Annotated in this window: 20 protein-coding genes; 3 read left to right on the top strand and 17 right to left on the bottom strand. The window is 48.8% G+C overall.

Going from position 1 to position 16,045, the window contains the following annotated elements; genetic code table 11:
• The first annotated feature begins 12 nt into the window (after nucleotides 1-12).
• Nucleotides 13-375: a DUF423 domain-containing protein gene (locus tag F0220_RS08690; RefSeq protein ID WP_091014882.1), complete on the top strand. Its 363-nt coding sequence runs from the start codon at nucleotides 13-15 to the stop codon at nucleotides 373-375.
• 69 nt (nucleotides 376-444) lie between these two features.
• On the opposite strand, the gene F0220_RS08685 is transcribed toward F0220_RS08690, so the two are convergent.
• From F0220_RS08685 to F0220_RS08610, 17 genes are all read right to left on the bottom strand, one after another.
• Nucleotides 445-996, bottom strand: a complete 552-nt coding sequence (locus tag F0220_RS08685; RefSeq protein WP_105597928.1) for a histidine phosphatase family protein — start codon at nucleotides 994-996, stop codon at nucleotides 445-447.
• A 24-nt stretch (nucleotides 997-1,020) separates the two neighbouring features.
• Nucleotides 1,021-1,803 carry a glutamate racemase gene (gene murI / locus F0220_RS08680; protein ID WP_105597927.1) on the bottom strand — a complete coding sequence of 261 codons (783 nt, stop codon included), beginning with the start codon at nucleotides 1,801-1,803 and terminating at the stop codon, nucleotides 1,021-1,023.
• Between the two features lie 115 nt (nucleotides 1,804-1,918).
• The gene (locus tag F0220_RS08675) at nucleotides 1,919-2,305 is read right to left on the bottom strand and encodes a hypothetical protein (RefSeq protein WP_105597926.1); all 387 of its coding nucleotides are present in this window, start codon (nucleotides 2,303-2,305) and stop codon (nucleotides 1,919-1,921) included.
• Nucleotides 2,306-2,379: 74 nt separating this feature from the next.
• The gene (locus tag F0220_RS08670) at nucleotides 2,380-3,042 is read right to left on the bottom strand and encodes a GNAT family N-acetyltransferase (protein WP_181155328.1); all 663 of its coding nucleotides are present in this window, start codon (nucleotides 3,040-3,042) and stop codon (nucleotides 2,380-2,382) included.
• A 35-nt stretch (nucleotides 3,043-3,077) separates the two neighbouring features.
• Entirely contained in the window at nucleotides 3,078-3,473 is a 396-nt protein-coding gene (locus tag F0220_RS08665) for a hypothetical protein (RefSeq protein WP_308737332.1), read from the bottom strand.
• 65 nt (nucleotides 3,474-3,538) lie between these two features.
• Nucleotides 3,539-4,423, bottom strand: coding sequence for a serine/threonine-protein kinase (locus F0220_RS08660; RefSeq protein WP_105597923.1), 885 nt, complete (start codon nucleotides 4,421-4,423; stop codon nucleotides 3,539-3,541).
• On the bottom strand, nucleotides 4,420-4,998 hold the full coding sequence (locus F0220_RS08655; RefSeq protein ID WP_105597922.1) for a GNAT family N-acetyltransferase: 579 nt from the start codon (nucleotides 4,996-4,998) through the stop codon (nucleotides 4,420-4,422). Before F0220_RS08655 ends, F0220_RS08660 begins: the two co-directional genes overlap by 4 nt.
• Nucleotides 4,995-5,576, bottom strand: coding sequence for a DJ-1/PfpI family protein (locus tag F0220_RS08650; RefSeq protein WP_105597921.1), 582 nt, complete (start codon nucleotides 5,574-5,576; stop codon nucleotides 4,995-4,997). Before F0220_RS08650 ends, F0220_RS08655 begins: the two co-directional genes overlap by 4 nt.
• A gap of 18 nt (nucleotides 5,577-5,594) precedes the next feature.
• On the bottom strand, nucleotides 5,595-5,747 hold the full coding sequence (locus tag F0220_RS32445; RefSeq protein WP_181155378.1) for a hypothetical protein: 153 nt from the start codon (nucleotides 5,745-5,747) through the stop codon (nucleotides 5,595-5,597).
• Between the two features lie 45 nt (nucleotides 5,748-5,792).
• On the bottom strand, nucleotides 5,793-6,689 hold the full coding sequence (locus tag F0220_RS08645; RefSeq protein ID WP_105598444.1) for an SDR family oxidoreductase: 897 nt from the start codon (nucleotides 6,687-6,689) through the stop codon (nucleotides 5,793-5,795).
• Nucleotides 6,690-6,768: 79 nt separating this feature from the next.
• A complete protein-coding gene (locus F0220_RS08640) occupies nucleotides 6,769-8,085 on the bottom strand; it encodes a F390 synthetase-related protein (RefSeq protein ID WP_105597920.1) in 1,317 nt (438 codons plus the stop codon).
• On the bottom strand, nucleotides 8,082-8,942 hold the full coding sequence (locus F0220_RS08635) for an MBL fold metallo-hydrolase (protein ID WP_105597919.1): 861 nt from the start codon (nucleotides 8,940-8,942) through the stop codon (nucleotides 8,082-8,084). The genes F0220_RS08640 and F0220_RS08635 overlap by 4 nt, the downstream gene beginning before the upstream one ends.
• Nucleotides 8,936-9,931, bottom strand: a complete 996-nt coding sequence (locus F0220_RS08630; protein ID WP_105597918.1) for an NAD-dependent epimerase/dehydratase family protein — start codon at nucleotides 9,929-9,931, stop codon at nucleotides 8,936-8,938. Before F0220_RS08630 ends, F0220_RS08635 begins: the two co-directional genes overlap by 7 nt.
• On the bottom strand, nucleotides 9,928-11,220 hold the full coding sequence (locus F0220_RS08625; protein WP_105597917.1) for an ATP-grasp domain-containing protein: 1,293 nt from the start codon (nucleotides 11,218-11,220) through the stop codon (nucleotides 9,928-9,930). The genes F0220_RS08630 and F0220_RS08625 overlap by 4 nt, the downstream gene beginning before the upstream one ends.
• Nucleotides 11,210-12,211: a beta-ketoacyl-ACP synthase III gene (locus F0220_RS08620; RefSeq protein ID WP_105597916.1), complete on the bottom strand. Its 1,002-nt coding sequence runs from the start codon at nucleotides 12,209-12,211 to the stop codon at nucleotides 11,210-11,212. The genes F0220_RS08625 and F0220_RS08620 overlap by 11 nt, the downstream gene beginning before the upstream one ends.
• A 381-nt stretch (nucleotides 12,212-12,592) precedes the next feature.
• A complete protein-coding gene (locus F0220_RS08615) occupies nucleotides 12,593-13,483 on the bottom strand; it encodes a TIGR01777 family oxidoreductase (protein ID WP_105597915.1) in 891 nt (296 codons plus the stop codon).
• Nucleotides 13,484-13,599: 116 nt separating this feature from the next.
• Nucleotides 13,600-14,121, bottom strand: a complete 522-nt coding sequence (locus F0220_RS08610; RefSeq protein WP_105597914.1) for a hypothetical protein — start codon at nucleotides 14,119-14,121, stop codon at nucleotides 13,600-13,602.
• Between the two features lie 167 nt (nucleotides 14,122-14,288).
• Between F0220_RS08610 and F0220_RS08605 the strand changes: the two genes are divergently transcribed.
• Together F0220_RS08605 and F0220_RS08600 are read left to right on the top strand one after the other, a co-directional pair.
• Nucleotides 14,289-14,663 (top strand): BlaI/MecI/CopY family transcriptional regulator, encoded by a 375-nt coding sequence (locus F0220_RS08605; RefSeq protein ID WP_017689706.1) that lies wholly within the window; start codon nucleotides 14,289-14,291, stop codon nucleotides 14,661-14,663.
• A gap of 6 nt (nucleotides 14,664-14,669) precedes the next feature.
• Nucleotides 14,670-16,043 (top strand): M56 family metallopeptidase, encoded by a 1,374-nt coding sequence (locus F0220_RS08600; protein WP_223199900.1) that lies wholly within the window; start codon nucleotides 14,670-14,672, stop codon nucleotides 16,041-16,043.
• Nucleotides 16,044-16,045 lie beyond the last annotated feature (2 nt).

The following is a 16,045-nucleotide window of genomic DNA, read 5'->3' as shown; positions in this document are numbered from 1 at the left end:
GAGAAAAACACATTGCAAACCCTGATTATACTCGGCAGTATTATGATGTTCCTGGCTGTTGCTTTGGGTGCTTTTGGCGCACACGCGCTCAAGCGCAAACTATCCGCTGACATGATCAAAATCTATGAAACCGGCGTTCAATATCACCTCATCCACGGACTTGGGATCATCCTGATTGGACTGCTGGCAGACCGTCTCGAATCCTCTTCACTCGTCATGTTTGCCGGATGGCTGATGTTCGCCGGGATCATCCTGTTCTCTGGTAGCCTGTACACTTTAAGTGTAACGGGTGTTCGCAAATTGGGAGCCATTACCCCACTTGGCGGAGTCGCATTTTTGGCTGGATGGGTTATGATCATGATTGCCGCATTGTAAACATGCCCGTTGGATAAACGAAAAGAGTGTTCTGGCTGATATCCTATCGCTGGAGCACTCTTTTCCTGTTTAATCTGTCCAGATTCTGCGAATGGTGAGCTGCCCTGCATCTGGCCGTTGTCTCTCCAGCACATACACATCCGGGTTAGAAAGTTTAGCCCACTCTTCATAGCCAAAGGATGGTTCATACTCACGAATAAGCAGTGATAACAAGTTCCCATGTGTAACCACGGCCCCGTGTTGTTCAGGTCTGCTCCACAACTCTTCCAGTAGTGCCAACCCCCTTGCAGCCGCGTTTCTCGAAGATTCCCCGCCTTCTTCCACCCAATCCACATCATCATATGTACGTTTCAGTACATCCATCCAGTTAGGCAGATCAAGAGAGCTAAGTATTCTCTCCTGGAGACGTTCATCCGTATGTATATGTTGCAGCGTTGCTATGCCCAGCGGCATAGCCGTCTGAACAGCCCTTTTCCACGGACTGGAAACAATATACGTTATGGATTGATGAGCCAAGATATCTGCAAGTTTTTCAGCCTGCCTGATCCCTTCATCTGTAAGCTCTGCATGGGGTTCCTGCCCTGTAGCCTTAGCGTGACGGATAAGATAAATGGACTGCATAGCTATCACCTCCTATGGTGTAACCTACATAGAGTTCTTCTCAAGATATTGAAGTGCACTGTACATCTTCTCCTGCTCTTCCGGTCGGCCTGATGAACTGAGGAAAGTGACTTGTTTCCCTGTTCTGTCTCCATGTTGAGCCACCAGTCCAAGCCGCTGCTTGAGATGGTTCACCGTACCTGTACTGCCATCAATAATCTGTATATGATCGGGCAGAACCGTGCGCAGAATGGACGTATAGAATGGATAATGCGTGCAACCAAGCACCACTGTGCCATACTCATGAAGATCGAGATCTGCCAGCTTGAAGCGGAAATAATCAGCGATTTTGCCCGGATCAAAATCCAGCTGTTCACACCATTCCACAAGTTCCGGCAGCGGAATGGAATCCACACTGTGGTGATCATCAACACGTGATACCAGTTCGTTATACTTGGTTTGGCTCAAGGTGAGGGCCGTGGCAAATACAAGCACTCTCTTCCCACTATCACGATTCATCTCCACGGCTGGTTTCACCGCAGGCTCCATGCCAATGATCGGGATATCGTACTTGGCGCGCAGATCCTTCACAGCCAGACTTGTTGCTGTATTACAAGCAATCACGATTGCTTGAACATCCTCCTGAACGATGGCTTCCACACAATCAAAAATATGTCCTTTAACCTCATCCGCAGACTTGGTTCCATACGGGACATGCAGGGTATCCGCGTAGTACAGAAATTTTTCTTCCGGAAACTGTTGTAATGCCTGATGCAAAACGGTTAAACCACCGATGCCTGAATCAAAAAAAGCAATTTTCTTATTCAAGGATTTCACCTCTATAATGTATTCTTTCGGGTTCCAAGAACCTCTCAATGCTGCTCATGCTGACTGGAGGTGAGGTTTGTACTTCCGGCCCATCACACACTAGGATGATGAACCATTATTCTACGTTCATTTTATACTGTCTGAGCCAGTCCTTGCCACTATGCCAATCCTCTACAGGGTTAATCTCTCCGAGCAGTTCAGTACTGGCCTGAGCCACGATCCATTCCTTGAGACCATTATCTGGACTGGATTCGAGCTGCTGCAGCAGCAGATGCAATCCTTCCTCACCCGTATTCAAAATGTCGTCGTAAACCTCACGGTTACCACCAATATAATCATTGGGATTACTGTTGGTCACGAGGACAGGGTCGCTAACCATCTGCTGCAACTTGCTTTCAATGGTTGCTGATAATGCTTGGTCTTCTGTCCGAGTCGAACATGCTACTACCGTCAAGGCTGTGCATACGGATAACAAACCCAGAATCAGACTTCTGCGATTCACTGTGTCACTCCTTTCAACAATGAGTTAAAACAACAGATTCGGCTTTCATGCTCAATCACAGTCCTTCCTCAAATCTACAGTTGTGTTGTGATACTGAAATCCACACCGAACTGAATTAATCCCAGTTTACGGGCAACTTGCTGTGAAGCGAGATTATCCCAAGATGTACTGTAGATTGGCATGCGTCCACGCTCCTTGACATGATACTGCCAGCATTTTACCGTCTCCGCTGCATACCCATGTCCTCTATAACCGGGTGCCGTATATAGACTCACTTCCGCCCCATGATCGGAGAGTCTTGCGGAGCAGCACACTGCCACTGCAGAATCCCCAATAACATAAGCGGCAACAGGGCTTTTTTCATGCAAGTGGTCTGTTAATTCAGGGAAATGCTCTGCCAGCAAATAATGCTGCTCCTGACCAATCAACTGAACTTTATGATTCCACTCGTCAGATGACTCAGGAAAAGCATAGGCGGGTCCCATCCATACATGGTTAACTGGCTCAAAGGTTTCCACCTTGCGAATCAGTTTCGGAATATCCAATGGAAGCTCACATTCCTTACTCAATTCATCCATCAGATCCGGCGGTAACTGCTCATGGTAATAGATCAGTGAACCGGCAGAAGCCAACCCGATAAATATGGCTGGAGCCTGCCCACCACCCGGCTCGTTAATGCTTAATAGACGCTGCTGCTCATTGATTGTATATAACGTGCTCGCTTGTATCTTCAACATTTCCATAGACGACAGGTTGGATTTTGGAACCATAACTATGAAGTTAACCTTTGCAATAATTGTTTGCCTTCACTGCCTTTACCAGCTTCTTGCTGCTCCAGAAAAGCGGATAATTCACGTAAATCAGCCGGGCGATATCCAGCCCCGCACCCGCAATTATAATAGGTATAACCATGATGATACAGCATCATCACTTTGGTCCATTGTTTGGTATCTTTTTGCTTGGGCGCCTGGAAATCCTGTCCCATGCTAACCATAAACGTGGCACATTGCGGGCATTTATATTCAAGTTGCGCCACCACCTCAGGGCTCAGGTCATGTCTGGAAACTTGTTTAAATGATTTTCGACAGTTGAAGCAGGCATAGATGTCTTTATATGGTCCTGACATGGCATATCTGCACATCGTCTGCACCCCCTTAATAATTTCCATTATACGGGATTTCGAACACACATACGAATGGATTTTGCACATTTGCGAAAATTCCGTCCATTCACTCATTGACCTTGCAAAGTAGCTTTTTTCCAGGCCTCATCCAATTCCGCAATCGTTGCGTACCGCTGTGACCGATCATCGCTCACTGCACGTTTCACAACCTGATACAATGCTTCTCCGGCATCCCATCTGGCATAGGAACGATCTTTCTCCCCGCCAAGTAACCCAAACGCCGTTGCCCCCATGTTGAATACATTGGTAACCGCATCTATGGGTGCACCCAACTCAAATTCCTCTGGAGACATAAAGCGGGAAGATCCCCACATACGTCCCATGGTATTGGTAAAAGAGCCTTTCCGATACAAGTCGATATCACAAATTTTCATAAAGTTTCTGTCGAAATCATAGATCAGACTGCCATCATACAGATCAACAGCCACATAACCTCTCCGTTCCACCTCGATATGAAAATCCAGAATCTGTTCCATCGCCCGAATGCGTGTCTCCACTGGAAGCTGTCTGAACCGATAGTAGGGCGAACGCGGATCTTCATACTTAGCCGGAGGCGGAAAATACCAATGGGAGTGCAGACACTCCCCATTCACCCAGTCGAAGACACAGGCATAACCCTTACCCGTTGCAAAATGATCCGTTAGTCGAATCAACGTGTCATGCGCCAAATCTTCGTATACGGAAACAGATGATTTCAGATTACGAATGGCTTCCGGGGGACATCCTGTATGATTCGCATGAATGGTATGTGCTCCCGCATACTTTACGAACAATTTCTTTCCATCCTTTTGCACAATACCAAAAGAGAGATTCCCTGAATCCTGCTGATCGAATACGCGAAAAACCTTACCCAAGGGCTGTAACCAATCGAAAGAATGAGACTCTTTTAAGACAAAGGAAACACCGTCGATCTCAAGTTCAACATGATCTGTCATCGGACTCCTCCTGTGGTGATATCAGCATCCAATCTTGAGGGCTCTGTATAAAAGTAATTCATATGCGCCTCATCATATCCCTGACCATGGACTTCCAATGCGTTACGCTCGATGCCGTAGACTTCAAATCCATATCGCTCGTATAAACGTCGGGCTGATTCATTGGTTGTCACTACACTCAGATTAATCTGTTTGATACCTTCCAGATGTCTTCCCCGATCCAGCACCTCGCGGAGCAACCGTGAAGCCAGCCCACTCCCCCGATATGGGGGAGCAACATAGACGCCCCAGATCATGCCTTTGTGCCTGAGCTTTAGGCCATGTTCCCTTTTGAAACCCATCATTCCCGCCAAGGTTCCTTCTTCTGTGTATGCTCCCAGAATATAATCATCGGGCTCATTATGTATGCGTTCCTGTACTTCATTCATGGGAATCTCAATCGACAATTCAAACGAAGCCCCGAAGGCTTCAGGATGTGTTTTCAATGCTTCCAGTCGCAAAGGCCAGTAGATGTCTGCTTCATCCCGCTGAATATTGCGAATGGTACAGTGCTCTTGCTTTCGGCCTTCATTCATTCTTCAACCACTCCCTGCATCTCATAAGGATAATCGATCTGAAGTTTTACATTCGCTGCCGCTTCCTGTCCTGCAAGCAACCCAACAACATAAATCCCCAGATCAATGGACGTGGCCACACCACCGGCAGTAATTACATTTCCATCTTTTACAATCCGCTTCTGAATCACCTCGGTGACATACGGCTCAAGCAAGTTATATGCATGTGGATGTGTTGTTGCTTTTTTACCGGATAAAAAACCAGCTGCACCCAGCAGCAGAGAGCCTGTGCACACGGAAACCTTCAAAGGCACAGACTCAGCCTGTTTCAGCCAACCTACGAAGGCCTCGTCATATCGAAGCTTGCGCGTTCCCATGCCTCCGGGGATAAACACGAGATCGTATTCCGATAGGTCAGGCTTCACTCGATCCACCTTCATCGTTAAACCAGACTCATCCGTGACCTGATCTGTCATTGCACAGGTTTCCCACGTCGTTCCTTTGGTTTGCTCAAAGAAATTCAACCGATTGATCACATCATAAAACCCTGCAAAATCAAGGAAAGTCAGTCCATCAAACAAAACGAATGCCATTTTCATTGGTAACCTCCGCTTTTTTTAATTTGGAGCATCCTGGTTATGTTTCTGATTCCGATCCCGTTCCATCGCTTCCTTCACCCAATCACGTTCCGGCAGCTTGCTGTTGATGCGAAAGAGCAGAACCACAATCGCAAGAAGTAAAATAATAACGAGGAATTCGAAGATGGCCAATCCCTCCCTTTCGGAAATTATGCAATCTTGACTCGTAACTAATCTCTATTTTAATCCACGGGCAATGATCCACTCCAGCCACTTCCAGGGTAGAAGCAACTTGCCTATGATGAGCAAACGTGAACCTTTTCCGAGAGCATATCGAAGTCTTGGTGCACGCATCCGTGCAATTCGGCCAATCAGATCAGCTACCTCCTGTGGATCAGGTGCCGTCTCACTCGCATGTTTGGAATAACGAAGAACCGCATCCAGCTTATGCTTATATGGAGAGTTTTCGCTCCGGTGAATCTCACCCAAACCTTTATTCCAGATCGGCGTACGATAAGCACCTGGTTCAACCAATACCACCCGAACGCCGAACGAAGACATCTCATGCCGCAGACTTTCCGTGAATCCCTCCACAGCGAATTTGGAGGCAGCATACGGAGCATATCCTGGAAAACCGGACAACCCGCTGACACTGGACAAGTTAACGATTAACCCCTGCTTCTGTTCACGCATCACAGGCAAGACCGCACGTGTCACAGCGATTAACCCAAACAGATTCGTATCCATCTGGCGCCGCCAATCCTCCATCGATACTTCCTCAATGAACCCGCCAACCGCAAATCCTGCATTGTTCACCAGCATGTCGATTCGGCCATACTCCAGAACGACTTTGGTTATAGCTGTTTGCACCGATTCAGAATCCGTAACGTCCAACTGCTCGTACACCAAACGTTCTGTTATGCCTGCCTCTCCTGCAAGTCTGACCAACTCTCCTCTTCGACTAAGGTCGCGCATGGTAGCAACAACAAGGTATCCCTGCTTGGCAAGAGTAATGGCCGTTAACATACCGAAGCCACTGGATGTGCCTGTGATGAGAGCCACGGGATCATGTGCACCAGATGTTGATAGTCTTTTTTCCTTTGTTTCTTCATTTCTATGATCCTCTGTCTGCATCCGCTGCTGTCCATCTCCTATCTTGTATGTCACCACTGTCATTCAGCCACCTGCTCTTCCCCAATATTTTCCCACCAGCTCAATCAAGCTGTCTCTCCACCCTGCGTAGCTTGGTGACCCCTGGTTTGAACGTATACGGAACGAATCTCACCTCAGGCAAAGTACAATCCATCCTGTCTGCCAACTTGTTCAATTCCTGCAACACAGCAGCCTTTACTTGCCCCAGTGCTGCATTTCCTCCAAGTTGTAGCGATACCTCCATCGTCCCGTCCCCACGTTGCACCACACGATAATGTTCAATATCTGGCGACGCCGCAATGACCGAACGGGTGACGAAATCCGGAAAGACCGGCACCGCCTCACCCGTATGTAGTTGTGAAAAATATAGCGTGTCATCACAGCGGCCTTCAATCCGCTCAATGGCGGTAAACAGGGAACCACAGGCACATGGCATCGCCGCCTCGGTCAGAATATCATTCAGCCGATACCGGATGATCGGCTGTGATGTTCTGGAGAAGTCTGTGATAATGGGCACGAACCGCCGGGTGGCGGGATCAATGAACTCTTTTTCAATATGGACTATATCCTCATTCAAATGTAGTGTGCCATAACGACAGGTCGCTCCCAGGAACCCTTCTGTGCACTGATAGACTTGATAAATGGTCTGTCCGAAGACCCGCTCCAGCACCTTGCGATCCAAGGGGTCCAGCACCTCGGCAACAGAGATGATTTTATCCGGTACAGCAGTCAGGTGGCCTGCCACATAGGCGTCCGCCAACAGACGCAGCATGGATGGGGGAGCCACCCACACGGTAGGTTGGTAGGTTTCCAGCCGATTGACCAAGGTCTCCACACGCTCCAGCAGATCAAAGTACTGAAACTGTAACTTACCACGCTGCACCGATTCATACAGATTACTGTTGGCCCGCAGGAAAAATGCAATCTTCGCAGGTTTCCACAGTCCACCAGGCAGCAACTTGGCCAGCACCGTGCCCGTCCACGCATCCTGTTCCTGATCGCTCACCAGAAATATCCCCCGGTTCCCTGACGTACCCGAGGACAATCCAACGGTCACTCCCTGAATGGAGGGTTTGAAGTCACGCGTTTCTTCACTTTCACCTGCAAGAGCCAACGCTTCGTCCTTGGTAATGCCTACCGTATTCAGTGTATCGAAGTTCTCCATCATGATTGATTTGTCAATCAACGGAAAGTTCCTCCAGTTGGATGCGTCCACGCCACCCCACCACTTTCGATAAAACGGAGATCGGGCGCGGATGTGATGAACATGCCGAATAATCCGGCGTTCTTGCCAGCGCTCCAGTTGTTCTCGCGTTTTCCACTTTCTCAGCCCACGTGCGAGAGCATAATGAACCACAATACGAAGTGGATTGCTCATAAGCCCTGTCCTCCTGTGCCCCAAGCGTCCAGCACATCTCGACAATGACTTGGCACAATCCGAATGTGGGGGAACTGCTGATGCAGCTGAACCAACTTGTCAAAGTTACGGTGGTATTCCTGTCGATCAGACATAATGATACCCGCGAGCGCATGAGGCCTGCGCTGTTCACGAAAAGCCCGACTCGACCACACTGCGTCCGCGCACAGGAAATAATCATGTTCTTCTGTACGCAGCAGAAGTCCCATCATGCCTTCCGCATGACCGGATACATCCACCCCCAGCAGACTGCCATCGCCAAAGATATCGTAGACCTCATCAAAAGGGAACTCCTCTCCAGCTCTCGTCCATCGCTCAGGCTGACGCGTAACTGGCAATGATCTGGCCGCAAAATCCTCAGGCAACAACCCGGACAGATAACCTGCCTTCACAGCCGCAATCGAACCAAGGGAGCGCACAGCATCATAAGCCCTTGGCAGATAGATGAATTGTGCCTCCGGGAAATCTCGCACACCCGCGATGTGATCGCCGTGAAAATGGGAGAGGATGATATACCGAATATCCGAAGCTTTCAGCCCAAGCCCAGCCAAAAAATGAACGGCACTATCCTCTTCACGATAGACTACCGGTGTAATATGACGATACAGTGCATTGGGCAGATGAGCCGTTTCCTTGAAAAAGCGGGAGCTATATCCCGTATCTAGCAGGATTGGTCCATGTACAGGGTGAATGATGCAGGCAAAACCTGCCGGGAAAGGCACCGGCTTCAACCGACCACCCCGCAACGTCAGAAACTCTGGATGTGTACAGTAACCTGCCGCACCCAGATATAGTTCTACCGGAGTTGTCGTCAGCATGATTCAGCCCTCCACCAGTCTGCAAATTGTTGTAAACCCTCTTCAATAGACACCCGAGGGGCGTATCCCAATTGCTCCCGTGCATCCCTAATATCCAACGTCTGTGGGATGGATAAGGAGCCGACTGTATACCGTGTCAACGCGGGTTCACCCAACGCAGGAATATAGCCATGAACTCGCTCCAGCAACGCTGCCACACCATATGCCATCTGATAAGGAATGTTTCTACGACGCAGAGACATATCCAGCATGCCAAACAGGCTGCTCACCAACTCATTAAACGCCCTCGGATCGCCATTGGAGATATTGTAAGCTCTGCCAAGCGCTTCGTCAGGGGCATCACGGCACAACAACAAGGCGTCCACCACATTATCCACACATGTCAGATCGATTAATGCCTGTCCACCGCCAATCATCGGCACGCCTGATTTCGCGTTTGCTGCGACTATTCTGGGAAATAACGTCTGATCATACGGACCAAAGATCGCTCGCGGTCGAATCACGATCGACGGAAGTCCCTTCGCATGCCCCTCCATCACAACCTGCTCCGCGAGAAGCTTGGTGGCTGCATAATGATTGGCTGGTTTGGATGGCAACGGGTCATTCTCATGTACGTCATATCGCGGTATGTAGTTAAAATAGATACTTGGAGTCGAGACATGTATGAATCGCTGTACATCATTTTTTAGGCAGCCATCCATGAGTTTCTGTGTCCCTTCCACATTACTGCTATAAAAGTCCTTATACTTCCCCCATGGTGATGATAGCGCCGCACAGTGAAAGACCACATCCTGCCCCGTGCACGCTTCATTTACTGCAGCCTCATCCCGTATATCTCCATTCAGAAATCGGATTCCTGCCGACTCAAGTTCTGCACCAATCTTTGGCTGTCGGCCCATGCCCGTGACTTCCCATCCCACTTTTGCAAGTCGTGTCGCGAGATGCCTGCCCAGGCATCCCGTAGCTCCTGTAACCAATGCTCTGTTCATTGTTGTTCACCGTTCCATTCTATGTCGTGAGTCAAAGCTTCTGTCAGCGAGAACTTCTGTGATCTTGCCAGACGCCAGGCGGTCAGCACCACTGCAAATTGTTCAAACAAAGGCTGGATATCCTGCCGCATATAGACCACATCCCGGGCTCCACACCAGGCAGCTACCCATGCCCGGAACTTTCCTTTGCCGAAGATCTGCTGCAGCCCGCTTCCCAACATGGGCAGCATGAGCATGGCTTTGCTGCCCCGTGCGGGCGTGATCATCCTTCCTTCCTTGACCAACGTCTCCGGTTCAGTTAGTGCACGCACCAAGTCATCTCCAGGGTGAAACAGATGAATCCCACTCGTTGCCCTCGGATTACACTCAATTGCGTAAACTTGCCCATCCTGACCTTCTATAAAATCAAACCCAATCTGTCCACTGAAACCTGTTGCCTGCACAAATTGTCTCACCCATGCAAGGGCACCCTCATGTTCCACCTGTTCAAAAAACACACTGGCCCCCACGCTTCCTGTGCGGTAGCGGCTATCGTAGGTGGCGTGCGCAACCAGTTGTCCTTCGTGGGCTATGCTGTATGTACACAACACCTGACCAGGAATGAAGGCCTGTGCAACCCAAGGCAAAGCAGAGGATAATTCCCCTTCTTCCGGAGGATCGTTACGTAAATGTCGATGCTTCTTTTTGCTTGTGTGTCCTTCCTGCTCAGTCCCTGCCCCAGCGTCATCAATCAAACGTGTGGGCATGCGAACTTTGGCTGCGAAGCGGGAATACACCGGTTTCCACACCCAATCTCCTTCTTCTCCCAGAACAGACTGAGCTTCCGTCCATTCCTGCTGACTGTTGATCAGACGTGTATCCGGGACCGAAAGACCGAGTGAACCTGCAAGCTGGATGAAATCATATTTATGGTGCAGCGCATGCAGTTGCTCCAGAGTTGTAACCAGCACACGGCAATATGCACGCAGTCTGTCTGCCCCTTGAGCAACATAGAAGACTTCTTCACACATGGGGATCAGCAGGTCGATCTGCCAATCCTGTACCAACCGTTCCAGCTCTTCCAGATAAGCACGTGTATTATGACGCGGCGATGGGACCACAGCGCATTGTTCCACTGCACTGGATGATCTGGTCAGATGCCGTACGGCACTCTCCGCAACATAGACCCGATGGCCTGCCCGATGAAGCATGCGTGCCAGATCGAGCGTAACGGGAGCCCTTCCGCCTGTAAGCAGCACACGAAGAGAAGCAGCTGTACGATGTCCGGTTTCCCCAGATCTAGTAGTCAAAAATGAGTCCTCCCAATGATAATCCGGCAGCCGTGCCAATCATCAACACCCGATCTCCCCGCTGAATACGCTGTTGTCTAATCGCTTCATGCAGACCCATCGGGATCGATGCCGCAATTGTATTGCCGTGATTTCGTGTGATGTCCATAAACCGATCTTCAGCAATGCCAAGCTTCTTGCGGATCAGTCTCATCGCCATGGCACTCCCCTGATGGGGAATCACCAATTGGAAATCCTCCATCTGATTCCCGGTCGCCTGCAGCATATCGCTGATGAATCCAGGTAGAAGTCTGGAAGCCATGCGGAAGATGGCCTGTCCATCCATATGAAAAAGATAGGGCTCCGGCTGATCTGCCTTATAATTCAAAGCATGCAGCCGTGTACCTCCACCTGCAATCTCCGAGAAGCGAGCACCTCGGCTGTAGGTTCGAAGGGAAGCATGTACAATCTGAGAGGATGACCCTTCAGGCGAACGTTCAATAATAACAGCGGCCGCTCCATCTCCGAACAGGGCCGCACTCTCTTTATCCGACCAATTGAGTCCGGCTGAGGCAATCTCGGTGGCTACGAGCAGTACTCGCCGGTAACGTCCGGCATCTACCATATAGGAGATCACATCGAGTCCGTTCAGGAAACTCAGGCAGGTTGCATCCATATCAAAAGCAGGTACGCCTGAATCTTGCTGACCCATGGCCTGCTGGATAAAAACCGCCGTACTTGGCAACGGTTGTTCCTTCGTGCCACTGGTACACACCAGACAGTCGATATCACTGAATTGTAATCCTGCATCCGCCAGTGCAGTTTCCGCAGCCCGCGCGCCCATGAAAGAGGAGGTTTCTTCACCCGAAGCATAATGGCGTACACCTACACCTGTGGCTTTGCTAACCCAGCCTGCAGGCACGTCCAAGCGGCGATCCAGTTCCTCATCGGTGACTTCCTGTTCAGGCAGGTACTTCCCTGTTCCTGCGATCCTTACTCTTCTAAGTTGCATTTCCCCAACCTCTTTCTGTTCATCTGACTGATATATATAAGTTCAGCTAATTAGTATTTACACAGACACTCCGATGACAGAACAACTTTCCGATCGCTGTTATCCCCAGATTTTTTTGATTCCCTTCTTAAAAAGGGAAAATCCGGGGATAAGCATATGCTTCCGATGCAGCTTTCTTTCAGAAAGCTTTTAGGCGAACGCTTCGCTTCTTCAAGTTATTTCTGTCCCTCCGTTATCGTGTAAATGTTTAGTTGAACATATATAAATGAAATGAATCCTCCACCTCAAATGGCGAAACGCCATGAAGTAAACCTTAAAATATATAATAAAGGGCAGATGCCTCTGCCCTTGCTGTTGTGTTTTATTATTTATAATGTGTCTTCATTTCTTCTTATTCAAAATCTCGGCAAGTGCGACATCTAGCGTACCGTAGGTGAACGTGAAGCCCTCCATCTCCAATCGTTCAGGAATGACCCAACGACTTTTGAGAACCAATTCCGTCTCTGTCTGAATGAAGCGTGCGCCCAGTTCAAGCATCCAGCGAGGAGAAGGCAGTCCAATCCGAACACCCATCTGTTCTCTCAGACGCGTCATCAGCTCCCGATTCGTAACCGGATGAGGCGAAGAGGCATTGAATACACCATTCAGATGTGGATGCTCTTGCAGATAGATCACCATGCGGAACAGATCCTCGATATGAATCCAGCTGAACTGCTGTGTGCCTGCACCTTGCGATCCTCCCAGTCCAAAACGGACGAGGTTCGTCATGGGCACCATCACGCCACCCTTGCCCAGCACAATCGCAATTCGCAGTGCAATCTGACGCGTAGACGGCAGACTGAACTCAAAGAAAGCCTGTTCCCAAGCTTTGGCAACGTCGACCGAGAAGCCAGAGCCAATCTCGCCTTCTTTTTCCGTCATGGGACGATCTTCAGCATGTCTGTATATGGTCGCCGTACTCGAATTAATCCATAGTTCGGGAGGATGATTACAAGCCAGGACGGCATCGCCGAGAATACGTGTTGTACGGGTTCTGGATTCCAGAATGACTTTGCGATTCTCCTCCGTATAACGGCAATTTACCGATTTACCTGCCAGGTTAATCAGCATCTCTGCTTCTTCCAGTGCCCCTATAATTCCTGCACGATCCTCCCAGGCAATATGACCGGGCTGACGCGAGATAATCAGCACCTCATAACCCAGCTTCCTGAACCTTTGGGCAAAATCCTGTCCGACAAATCCCGTTCCACCAGCTAATACAACCTTCTTCACGGTATCCCCTCATTTCCCATACTGGGTAAAGAACTCGCAAGATATAGATTGGAATGTTTCTATGCATGCAAAATGTAGATAATAGATTAACACCGCCGGTGATCCGTTGGTTTGATTTATTTCACACCCAGAGCTACGTACAAGCGATCCCGCTCTTCGATAGCCCATGCGTTTGCAGGGTTTTGTTCCAATTGATATCGGAGTTCATCATAAAAATCATGGATCATGAATCCGTCCGGCAAGTTCCCAAGCATCGCTGTAAAGTTGTACTCTGGCAGTGTTCTTTTTCCTTCACTGATCTGCTTCAACCAATCCATCCAATTTGCAAGAGTAAGCACTTCCTCCTGCCACAACTCGGACTGTAACCCAAGCGCATCTTGAAGTTGCTCGTACGCCAATGGATCAGCGAAGGCTCGGCAAGCCTGAACAGCCAGTTCATACAACTCGGTCACTGCACGACGTACCTCATGCTTAAGTTCGACCTCCAAGCCTCCCATGTAATCCTGAATCTGAATGCTCTGTCCATCATCGTATAATAGCGGTGTCTGGGCCAACAGGCGTACAATCTCTTCCATCTCGTGCATTGAAACTCGCTTCTGCTCATAGAGAGCAGGTAATTGATATGCTGTAATGATCATTCACTCCTACATCGTTCTTCTATTAATGACCTATATTATAACATGGTTTGGCAATCATCTATCAGGTTAACTTGACTATCCACTACAAGTTGTAGTAGTTTATACGTACTACGTAGTGTAGTAATACGATCGTTATGGACGCATAACGATGTTAAGGAGTGTTCACTGTGAACCAGATTCAAAAATTATCCGAAACAGAAATGGAGTTAATGGTCGTTATATGGTCATGCGCCCCACCGGTCACCTCCACAGAACTATTAGACATCTTCGCTGAGAAGGGGAAAGCGTGGAAAGCGCAGACCATGTCTACCTTTCTGTCACGGTTGGTGGATAAAGGCGCACTTACCGTCACGAGACGTGGACGAACCAATGATTATGAGCCTCTTCTAAAGCCCGAAGACTACAAACTACAGGAAACGCAGCACGTTCTTGATGGACTGTATCAAGGTTCAGTCAAGAATTTGGTTTCGGCCATGTATGATGGTGACAAGCTTTCAGACGATGACATTTCAGAACTGAAAAAATGGCTTTCGGAAAAGTAGGTGCAGATGATGAATATCTTTTTTGAGATTCTGTGCAGCTTGACCGTGGCGGGAAGTATCGTTTCTGTTTGTATTTTGGCACTACGACTTATACCCGTATCTGTTTTTCCGACCAAGTGGCTCTACAGACTCGGTAAACTGGCTATCTTGTTTTATCTGTTCCCGGTATCTCTTGGCCTTTCATGGCTTTTGGATATTGCATTCCAAACGACATCAACTATACCGGGAACGGAGAATGCAGCAACTTCGGGCGTACTTGCAGGAACGTTTATCCCGGAACAAACCATCTCGGTAACCACAGCCTGGTTCTTGTTATGCGTCTGGGGCATTGGAGTCATTGGTTTTTCTGCATGGCAGGCGTACTGTTATCGAAGATTTCTGAATGAATTATCTCGTACACGTACCCCAGTCCTCTGTCATAGTGAAGCAGCTGTACAGCTACCATTAATCAAAGAGGCTTTGGGTCTCAAACGTAATATCACGCTTGCTCACAGCACGCTAGTACGAAGCCCTATACTGGTTGGCTTGTTTAAACCAACGATATATCTGCCACCCGAAAATACGGTGAAAATGGACATCAGCATGGTGATTCATCATGAGTTGGTACATCTGAAACATCAAGATCTGTGGGTCAAGGCTGTGACCTTGGGCGTTAGTGCCCTGCACTGGTTCAATCCCCTGATTCATATGATTCGCCGGGACATTCATACCTGGAGCGAGTTGGCCTGTGATGAAGATGTGGTGAAAGAGATGTCCCATGAAGAGCGAAGACGATATGGTGAGACGATTTTAAATGTGATGGCGGGAACCAAGAAAATACCTGCTCAATTTTGTTCGTCCCTATCGGGTGAAGGCAAACAATTAAAAAGGAGATTGATGATTATGTTTAATGTAAAGAAACTGAAAAAGAAACATTGGATGATAAGTATGGGAGCCCTCCTGCTTATTACTGGCGTAAGTACGTCCACCGCAGTATGGGCATCAAACCATACGGTTAAAGTAGAGGCCAAGGCTACTGAAGCTGTGCCTGTTCCTTCCGTATCTGAGACTCCTAAGATCGTAGCTTCTCCCGATACAGCCGGAGTTTCTGAAGCTGTAACTGCTCCCGCTGCTTCCGAAACGCCTGAAATCGTGGCTATCCCTGAGGATGAAGTTTCAGAAAATGTACCAGCTCCTTCGACTGCTGAACCTTCTGAGGCTCAAGTTGTAGAATCAGCCACAGTTCCTTCTCCTGCTGGACCTTCTGAGATGGTAGCCCTTCCTTCCGAGGACAAGGCTTCCGAGGCCGCAACCGTTCCTTCTCCTGCCTCATCTTCTGAAATGGTAGCTCTCCCTGGGGATAAGGTTTCAGTAACTGTACCTGCTCCTTCAGAAAAATAACC

Source organism: Paenibacillus sp. 37 (assembly GCF_008386395.1).
GTDB lineage: Bacteria > Bacillota > Bacilli > Paenibacillales > Paenibacillaceae > Paenibacillus > Paenibacillus amylolyticus_B.
This window is presented reverse-complemented; position numbering and strand designations above follow the sequence as displayed.